General features: G+C 64.3%; 5 protein-coding genes. 2 read left to right on the top strand and 3 right to left on the bottom strand.

From position 1 onward, the window contains the following. Positions 1-113: 113 nt before the first annotated feature. The 3 genes from zipA to HU729_RS23905 all read right to left on the bottom strand — a co-directional run bounded on the left by zipA (position 114) and on the right by HU729_RS23905 (position 5,354). A complete protein-coding gene (gene zipA / locus HU729_RS23915) occupies positions 114-998 on the bottom strand; it encodes a cell division protein ZipA (protein ID WP_186711745.1) in 885 nt (294 codons plus the stop codon). A 204-nt stretch (positions 999-1,202) separates the two neighbouring features. Beyond that, positions 1,203-4,691, bottom strand: a complete 3,489-nt coding sequence (gene smc, locus HU729_RS23910) for a chromosome segregation protein SMC (RefSeq protein ID WP_186711744.1) — start codon at positions 4,689-4,691, stop codon at positions 1,203-1,205. A 3-nt stretch (positions 4,692-4,694) separates the two neighbouring features. Beyond that, complete coding sequence (locus HU729_RS23905) at positions 4,695-5,354, bottom strand: GntR family transcriptional regulator (protein ID WP_186711743.1); 660 nt, start codon at positions 5,352-5,354, stop codon at positions 4,695-4,697. Positions 5,355-5,622: 268 nt separating this feature from the next. Here HU729_RS23905 and xdhA point away from each other — a divergent pair, with 268 nt between their 5' ends. Together xdhA and xdhB are read left to right on the top strand one after the other, a co-directional pair. Next, a complete protein-coding gene (gene xdhA / locus HU729_RS23900) occupies positions 5,623-7,077 on the top strand; it encodes a xanthine dehydrogenase small subunit (protein WP_186711742.1) in 1,455 nt (484 codons plus the stop codon). Further along, positions 7,070-9,469, top strand: a complete 2,400-nt coding sequence (xdhB, locus tag HU729_RS23895; RefSeq protein WP_186711741.1) for a xanthine dehydrogenase molybdopterin binding subunit — start codon at positions 7,070-7,072, stop codon at positions 9,467-9,469. Before xdhA ends, xdhB begins: the two co-directional genes overlap by 8 nt. Positions 9,470-9,550 lie beyond the last annotated feature (81 nt).

Here is a 9,550-nt window from a genome sequence, read left to right as displayed (position 1 = left end):
ATGTGGGAGCGGCGGTGCGGCGTACGGCTTGTCCGGCAATGGGGCCGGCACAGGCAACGACATCTGCCGAACCGACCAGCAATCCCCATGGGCTGCTCTTGAGTCTGGATCTATCAGCGCTTCTGGGTCAGCGCACGGCGCTCGAACTCGACGATACGCTGGCGGTAGTGCTCGATGGTCTGCGCGGTCAGTACGCTGCGCTGGTCATCCTTGAGCTCACCGTCGAGCTCATGGGCCAGCTTGCGCGCGGCGGCAACCATCACGTCGAAGGCCTGCTTCGGATGACGCGGGCCGGGCAGACCAAGGAAGAAGCTGACCGCACGGGTGCTGAAATGGTCGATGTCATCCAGGTCGAATATGCCTGGCTTGACCGCGTTGGCCATGGAGAACAGCACCTCGCCGTGACCGGCCATGCTTTCGTGGCGGTGGAAAATGTCCATCTCGCCGAAACGCAGGCCGCTTTCCAGGATGTTCTGCAGCAACGCCGGGCCCTTGAAGCCACCTTCGTCACGGGAGATGACGCTGATCACCAGCACCTCTTCGACCGGAGGCAACTCCTTGGCGGCGTTGTTGCTCGTGGCGAAACCGCTGTTGCGGTTGTTGTTGGCACTGAAGTCGTCATCGCTGTCGGCGAACAGGTCCGGCTCGCGCGGTTCAGCGACCAGATTCAGGTCGCCCTGCTGCGACTCGGCAGCAGCACGCTTGCCACGCTTGGGCGCCTTGGCCGGCTTTGGCTCGCGCTCGCGTTCCCGGGCCGGGGCGCTCATCGACGGCAGGTCGGTTTCGTCCAGCTCCGGCTCTTTGTGCGTGTCCAGGACGCGCGCAGGGCCAAGCACCTCGGCACTGCCCTCGTCGTCCGGGAGGTTGGAATAGCTACGATCCAGGCGGAACTTCAACTTGCCCTTGCCGCCGCGCATGCGGCGCCAGCCGTCGAAAAGAATACCGGCGATGACAATGATGCCGATGACGATCAGCCACTCGCGCAGACCGATTTCCATGTAATCCCGTGCCTCTATAAAAATATGCTTGAAAACAAAGGCTTCAAAGCCCTTTAACACGTGGCGCCAACTCTATGTTCTGACAGGCGTTTTACCCACGCAAAAAACGAGTGACATTAAGCTAGCACGACCAAAGACAACTTTACACCGTCTGTCGCACATGCAAGGCGCATTTGCCTACAGATATCGCCCAATCTTCGCGCATCAGGCGTCAACCATGGCCATGGCCTCCTCCACATCAACTGCAACAAGACGTGAACAACCGGGCTCATGCATGGTGACCCCCATCAATTGATCGGCCATTTCCATGGCAATCTTGTTATGCGTAATGTAGATGAACTGCACGGTCTCGCTCATTTCCTTCACCAACCGGGCGTAACGCCCGACGTTGGCATCGTCCAGCGGCGCATCGACTTCGTCGAGCATGCAGAACGGTGCCGGGTTCAGCTTGAAGATGGCAAACACCAGCGCCAATGCGGTCAGTGCCTTCTCGCCGCCGGACAGCAAATGGATGGTGCTGTTCTTCTTGCCCGGCGGGCGCGCCATGATCGTCACCCCTGTATCGAGTAGATCTTCGCCCGTCAGTTCCAGATAAGCGCTGCCGCCACCGAAAACTTTTGGGAAAAGTGCCTGCAATCCGGCGTTTATCTGATCAAAGGTATCCTTGAAACGGTTACGGGTTTCCTTGTCGATCTTGCGGATGACGTTCTCGAGCGTCTCCAGCGCCTCGACCAGGTCAGCGTTCTGAGCATCGAGATAGCGCTTGCGCTCGGACTGCTGCTGGTACTCCTCGATTGCCGCCAGGTTGATCGCGCCCAGGCGCTGGATCCGCGCTTCGGTCTGCTCCAACTCCTGCTCGGTCCCCTGCTCGCTGGCCTCGGGCTCGAGCGTGGCGAGCACACCCTGCAGGTCGTAACCGTCGGCAAGCAGTTGCTCTTGCAGGGTCTTGCGCCGCACATCCAGGCCCTGGGACTCCAGGCGTGACTGCTCCAGTTGCCCGCGCAACAACTGGGCCTGCTGTTCAGCCTGGGCACGGCGCTTTTCGACGTCGCGCAGCTCGCGATCGGCCTCGTCCATGTGCAGGCGCGCCTGGCGCATTTCCTCGTCGACACTCATGCGCCGCTCGAGCAGCTCTTCGAGCTTCAGGCGCAACTCTTCCAGCGGCGCCTCGCCCTCTTCGAGGTTGAGGCTCAACTGCTCCTGGCGCTCGCTCAGACGCGCGGCCTGCTGCTCAAGACGCTCCAGGGCCTGGCGCGTGGAGTCGTGCTGGGCACGCAGGGAACCCAGGCGCACTGCCAACTGGTGGGCGTGGTCCTTGTGCTGACGGGCCTCCTGGCGGACGCGGTCGAGGGTTTCGCGCAGGGTGTCGCGACGGGCCATCAACTGTTCGCGCTGCTCGGTATCCTGGGCCATGAGGTCCAGGGCTTCCTGCAGCACCAGGCGTGCTTCGCCCAGTTGCTCATGCTCCAGGGCGCGTTGCTCCTGGAGTTCGGCCAGTTCTTCCTGCAGGCGACGACGGCGCAACTCCAACTGCTCGGCACGAGCACGCCCGGCAGACAGGCTCGCCTTCAGTTCGCCAAGCTGGCGACTTTCGTCCTGGCTGCGGCGACGCAGTTGCTCGCGCTGTTCTTCCTGGTCGAGCTGTTGCTCGCGAAGGCTTTCCAGTTGCTGCGTGAGCTGTTCGAGCAACGCCTCGTGCTCGAGTTGCTCGTGGCCGAGGCGCTCGATCTCCTGCCCGCGCGCCAAAACACCGCCCTGGGACTCGCCACCACGGCTGACTCGCAGGAAATGCCGACCGACCCAGTAGCCATCGCGGCTGACCAGGCTGTGTCCCTCTCCAAGCGTGGCGCGCAGGGCCAGGGCCTGCTCCAGGGATTCGACCGGCTTGACCTGGCCGAGCCAGGGTGCCAGATCGATGCGTCCGTCGACCTTGTCCAGCAGGCTGCCGGGCAGGCGCGCACCCTCGCCGCTCGCCTGCAGCAGGCGCAGGTCGCCCTGCTCCAGGGCGGCAAAATCAAGTGCAGCAAAATCGTCCACCAGCACCGCCTGCAGGTCGGCACCCAGTACGGTCTCCACCGCCAGCTCCCAGCCGGGCTCCACACGCAGCCCTTCAGCCAGGCGCGGACGGCTGCCCAAGCCCTGCCCCTGCAGCCATTCAGCCGCGCCACTGCCGGGTTCGAGAGCCGCTTGCTGCAGGGCCTCCAGTGATGCCAGACGCCCGCCCAGGCGCTGCAATTCACCCTGCTGTTGCTGCTGGGCCTGGGTCGCCTGCTGCAGTTGCTCGCGCACAGCCTCAAGCCGCTCGACCACCTGCTGTTCCTGCAACTGCAACGCTTCGAGCTGCAACTCGCTGCCCGCCACCCGCTCCGACAGTTCGAGCATGGCGGCGTCCTGGGGATCGGCGCCCAGTTGCTGGTTCTCTTCACTCAGCTTGCGCTGGCGCTCGGCCAGACGCTCCAGGCTGCCCTCCAGTTGCTGCAGGCGTGCCTGCTGGACCTCGGCCTGACGCCGCGGCTCGGCGGAGCGGGTGTTGAAATCATCCCACTGGGCCTGCCAGCCATGCATGCCCAGCTCAGCCTCTTCAAGCGTCGCAGCGGACTCTTCGGCAGCGGCGAGGGTCATTTCCTGCTCGGGCTCGAGCATCGCCAGATCCTCGGCCAGGGTCGCCAGCAAGGTGCGGTCGTGGCCCAGGTGCGACTCTGTTTCCAGGCGCGTGCGCTCGGCTTCCTTGAGATCATCCTGCAACTGGCGCAGACGCTGCTGGCCGTGCTGGATGCTCTGCTCGACCCGGGCGATATCGCCCGCTACGGAATAGAAGCGCCCCTGCACCTGGTTGAAGCGTTCGGACAGCTCATGGTGCCCGTCGCGCAGGCGTTCGATGCTGGCATCGGCGTTGCGCTGCTCGGCCACCAGCGCCTCGAAGGCCACCTCCTGGTCACCGATGATGCTTTCGCGCTGACGCACGCGCTCATCCAGTGCACGCCAGCGCAGTGCCGACAAGCGCGCCTTGAGTTGGCGCTCCTGGGCCTTGTATTCGCGGTATTTCTCGGCGGCCTGGGCCTGGCGATGCAGGCGTTCGAGCTGGCGCTCCAGCTCTTCGCGCAGGTCGGTCAGGCGCGCCAGGTTCTCCTGGGTGCGGCGGATGCGGTTCTCGGTCTCGCGGCGCCGCTCCTTGTACTTGGAGATGCCCGCCGCTTCCTCGATGAAGTTGCGCAGCTCCTCGGGCTTGGCCTCGATCAGCTTGGAGATCATGCCCTGTTCGATGATCGAGTAACTGCGCGGGCCAAGGCCGGTGCCCAGGAAGATATCGGTGATATCACGGCGGCGGCACTTGGTGCCGTTGAGGTAGTAGGTGTTCTGCGCATCGCGGGTCACCTTGCGACGGATGGAGATCTCGGCATAGGCGGCGTATTCACCGACCAGGGTGCTGTCGCTGTTGTCGAACACCAGCTCGATGCTCGCCTGGCTCACCGGCTTGCGCCCGGAGGAGCCGTTGAAGATGACGTCGGTCATCGACTCGCCACGCAGGTTCTTCGCCGAGCTTTCGCCCATCACCCAGCGTACGGCATCGATGATGTTGGATTTGCCGCAGCCGTTGGGCCCGACCACCGCCGCCATGTTGCTGGGGAAATTGACCGTGGTGGGGTCGACGAACGACTTGAACCCGGCCAGGCGAATGCACTTGAGGCGCATCGGTCAGGCCCGCACCAGCGCGGCCAACACCAGCTCGCAGCTGCGTTGACAATAGGCGATCAGCACCTCGCGGATACGCGGCAGGTCGCGCAGCAACACCGCTTCCAGCAGGCGGGCGAACAGGTCGAGGTAATCGTCCATGCTGGCCTGGCGCTGATCCAGTGCCAGGTAGTAGGCGCGGCTCATGGCCGGCTGCAGGTTCTCCACGGTCTCCTGCAAGTAAGGGTTGGCTGCGAAGGGGAAGGCGGCGCGCATGACGGCGAAACTTTCGGCGACGAACGCCTTGATGTCCAGGTTACTGCGGGCCTCGTGCAGGCGCTGCTGGATCTCCAGGAACGGCAGCAGGTCGGTCTCGCTGCGCCACTGCTGGGCGACGGCGTTGCCCAGCAGGATGTACAGCTCGCCCATGAGGCTGCACAGGCTGCGCACACTGTGCTCGTCGAGTTCGGTGACATGGGCACCACGACGCGGCAGGATCGCCACCAGATGACGACGTTCAAGTATCAGCAGCGCCTCGCGTACCGAGCCGCGACTGACATTCAGGGCCTGGGTGACCTTCTGCTCCTGGATGCGCTCGCCGGGTGCGAGCTCGCCGCGGATGATCCGCTCGGCCAGGTAGTGGGCAATTTGCTCGGAGAGGCTGTCCGGCGCCTTGAACGTCATGATTTTCCTTCGGAATCGAAAACAGGGCACAAAGGCGCGATTGTAGCGCACTCGCCGGGCTTGCGCGCAGCGGCACACGAGGCTTTGTGCGACCTGTCGGTCAGTCGCAGTGCCCGGCGCGATCTATGCTTGTAAAAAGGCAGGGTTGGGTGGCCAGAACCCGGCGCGGGTAAAATCTTGACCTTTGAGTCAGAAAAATATTGACCTCAAGGTCAGCCCTTGCTTAGAGTCCGCCCAACAACAATAAAACCATTACGAGGCCTTCCCCGTGATCCAGTTTCTCGTCAACCAGGAGCTGCGCAACGAGCACGCCCTGGACCCGAACATGACGGTGCTGCAGTACCTGCGCGAGCACCTGGGCAAACCCGGCACCAAGGAAGGCTGCGCCAGCGGCGACTGCGGCGCCTGCACCGTGGTCGTGGGCGAACTGACCCAGGATGACCTGGGCCAGCCGGCCCTGCGTTATCGCAGCCTCAACTCTTGCCTGACGTTCGTTTCTTCCTTGCACGGCAAGCAACTGATCAGCGTCGAGGGCCTCAAGCACCAGGGCGAGCTGCACAGCGTGCAAAAGGCCATGGCCGACTGCCACGGCTCGCAATGCGGCTTCTGCACCCCTGGCTTCGTCATGTCGCTGTTCGCCCTGCAGAAGAACAGCAGCGGCCACGACCTGCACCAGGCCCAGGAAGCCCTGGCCGGCAACCTGTGCCGCTGCACCGGCTACCGGCCGATCCTCGATGCCGCCGAGCAGAGTTGCGCCCGCCCCTGCCAGGACCAGTTCGACGCGCAGCAGGCGCAGACCATCGCCCGCCTCAAGGCCATCGCCCCGCAGCAGACCGGCGAGCTCAACAGTGGTGACAAGCGCTGCCTGGTCCCGCTGACCGTCGCCGACCTGGCCGACCTGTACAGTTCGCACCCCGAAGCACGCCTGCTCGCCGGCGGCACCGATCTGGCACTGGAAGTCACCCAGTTCCACAAGACCCTGCCCGTGATGATCTATGTCGGCCATGTCGCCGAGCTCAAGCGCATCGACAAGACCAGCAGCCACCTGGAAATCGGCGCCGCCACCCCGCTCACCGACTGCTATGGCGCGCTGAACGAGGAATATCCCGACTTCGGTGCCCTGCTGCACCGCTTCGCCTCGCTGCAGATCCGCAACCAGGGCACCCTGGGCGGCAACATCGGCAACGCCTCGCCGATCGGCGATTCGCCGCCCCTGCTGATCGCCCTGAACGCACAGATCGTCCTGCGCCAGGGCGATCGCCAGCGCACCCTGGCGCTGGAAGACTATTTCATCGACTACCGCATCACGGCCCGCCAGGACAGCGAGTTCATCGAGAAGATCCTGGTGCCGCGCGCCAGCAACGAGTGGACGTTCCGCGCCTATAAGGTGTCCAAGCGCCTGGACGATGACATTTCTGCGGTCTGCGCAGCGTTCAACCTGAACATCGAGAACGGCGTGGTCGGTGGCGTGCGCATCGCCTTCGGCGGCATGGCAGCGATTCCCAAGCGTGCCCGTGCCTGCGAGGCGGCGCTTCTTGGCAAGCCCTGGAACCAGTCGAGCATCGAGCGCGCCTGCCAGGCACTGGCCGAAGACTTCAGCCCGCTGACGGATTTTCGCGCCAGCAAGGAATACCGCCTGCTGACCGCGCAGAACCTGCTGCGCAAGTACTTCATCGAACAGCAATCGCCATACATCGAGACCCGGGTGACCGCTTATGTCTAACCATCACGCCGTCAAGAGCCAGGCCGAGATGGCCGAACTGTTCAGCCAGGACCTGACCACCGGGGTCGGGCGCAGCGTCAAGCACGACAGCGCCGACAAGCACGTGTCGGGCGAGGCGGTGTACATCGACGACCGCCTGGAATTCCCCAACCAGTTGCACGTCTATGCGCGCACCGCCGACCGTGCGCACGCGCGCATCCTGCGCATCGACACGACCCCCTGCTACCAGTTCGAAGGCGTGCGCATCGCCATCACTCACGAGGACATTCCAGGGCTCAAGGATATCGGCCCGGTGGTCGCGGGCGATCCGCTGCTGGCCATCGACAAGGTCGAGTTCTTCGGCCAGCCGGTGCTCGCCGTCGCTGCCCGTGACCTGGACACCGCACGTCGCGCCGCCATGGCGGCCATCGTCGAATACGAGGACCTGGAACCGGTGCTCGATGTGGTCGAAGCCTTGCGCAAGAAGCATTTCGTGCTCGACAGCCATACCCACCAGCGCGGTGACTCGGCCAAGGCCCTGGCCAGTGCCCCGCATCGCCTGCAGGGCACCCTGCACATCGGCGGCCAAGAGCACTTCTACCTGGAAACCCAGATTTCCTCGGTGATGCCCACCGAAGACGGCGGCATGATCGTCTACTGCTCGACGCAAAACCCCACCGAGGTGCAGAAGCTGGTCGCCGAAGTGCTCGACGTACCGATGAACAAGGTGGTGCTGGACATGCGCCGCATGGGCGGCGGTTTTGGTGGCAAGGAAACCCAGGCGGCCAGCCCGGCATGCCTGTGCGCCGTGATCGCGCGCCTCACCGGGCAGCCGACCAAGATGCGCCTGCCACGGGTCGAGGACATGACCATGACCGGCAAGCGCCACCCGTTCTATGTCGAGTACGACGTCGGCTTCGACGACACAGGCCGCCTGCACGGCATCGAGTTCGACCTGGCCGGCAATTGCGGTTACTCGCCGGACCTGTCCGGCTCGATCGTCGACCGCGCCATGTTCCACTCCGACAACGCCTACTACCTGGGCGATGCCACGGTGAACGGCCACCGCTGCAAGACCAATACCGCGTCGAACACCGCATACCGCGGCTTCGGCGGCCCGCAGGGGATGGTCGCCATCGAGCAGGTGATGGACCACATCGCCCGCCACCTGGCGCTCGACCCGCTGACGGTGCGCAAGGCCAACTACTATGGCAAGACCGAGCGCAACGTCACCCACTACTACCAGACCGTCGAGCACAACCTGCTCGAGGAAATGACCGCCGACCTGGAGGCCAGCAGCGACTATGCCGAGCGACGCAAGTCGATCCGCCACTTCAACGAACACAGCCCGGTACTGAAGAAAGGCCTGGCCCTGACCCCGGTGAAGTTCGGCATCTCGTTCACGGCCACCTTCCTCAACCAGGCAGGCGCCTTGATCCACATCTATACCGACGGCAGCATCCACCTCAACCACGGCGGCACCGAGATGGGCCAGGGCCTGAACACCAAGGTCGCCCAGGTGGTGGCGCAAGTGTTCCAGGTCGACTTCAACCGCATCCAGATCACCGCCACCAACACCGACAAGGTGCCCAACACCTCGCCGACAGCAGCGTCCAGCGGCGCCGACCTGAACGGCAAGGCGGCGCAGAATGCGGCCGAGATCCTCAAGAAACGCCTGACCGAGTTCGCCGCCCGGCACTATCAGGTCACCGAGGAAGATGTCGAGTTCCGCAACGGCCACGTGCGCGTGCGCGACCAGTTGCTGAGCTTCGAGCAACTGGTGCAGCAGGCCTACTTCGCCCAGGTTTCGCTGTCGAGCACGGGCTTCTACCGCACGCCGAAGATCTTCTACGACCGCAGCCAGGCGCGCGGCCGACCGTTCTACTACTTCGCCTTTGGCGCCGCCTGCGTCGAAGTGATCGTCGACACCCTGACCGGCGAGTACAAGATGCTGCGCGCCGACATCCTGCACGATGTGGGCGACTCGCTGAACCCGGCGATCGACATCGGCCAGGTGGAGGGCGGCTTCATCCAGGGCATGGGCTGGCTGACCACCGAGGAACTGGTGTGGAACGCCAAGGGCAAGCTGATGACCAACGGCCCGGCCAGCTACAAGATTCCGGCGGTGGCCGACATGCCCCTGGACCTGCGCGTGAAACTGGTGGAGAACCGCAAGAACCCCGAGGACACGGTGTTCCACTCCAAGGCCGTGGGCGAGCCGCCGTTCATGCTCGGCATCGCCGCCTGGTGCGCGATCAAGGATGCGGTGGCGAGCCTCGCCGACTATCGCGTACAGCCGCACATCGACGCCCCGGCGACACCCGAGCGGGTGCTGTGGGGATGCGAGCAGATGCGCAAGGCAGTGGCGCAACAGCAGCCGAGCGAACAAGAACTGGAAACCGTCACCCACTGACAGCGAGGAATTCCGTGGGAGCGGGCTTGCCCGCGAATGTGAGGATGGCCTTACCGTCCTCTTCGCGGGCAAGCCCGCTCC

This window comes from Pseudomonas sp. RW10S2 (assembly GCF_014268985.1).
Lineage (GTDB): Bacteria > Pseudomonadota > Gammaproteobacteria > Pseudomonadales > Pseudomonadaceae > Aquipseudomonas > Aquipseudomonas wayambapalatensis.
This window is presented reverse-complemented; position numbering and strand designations above follow the sequence as displayed.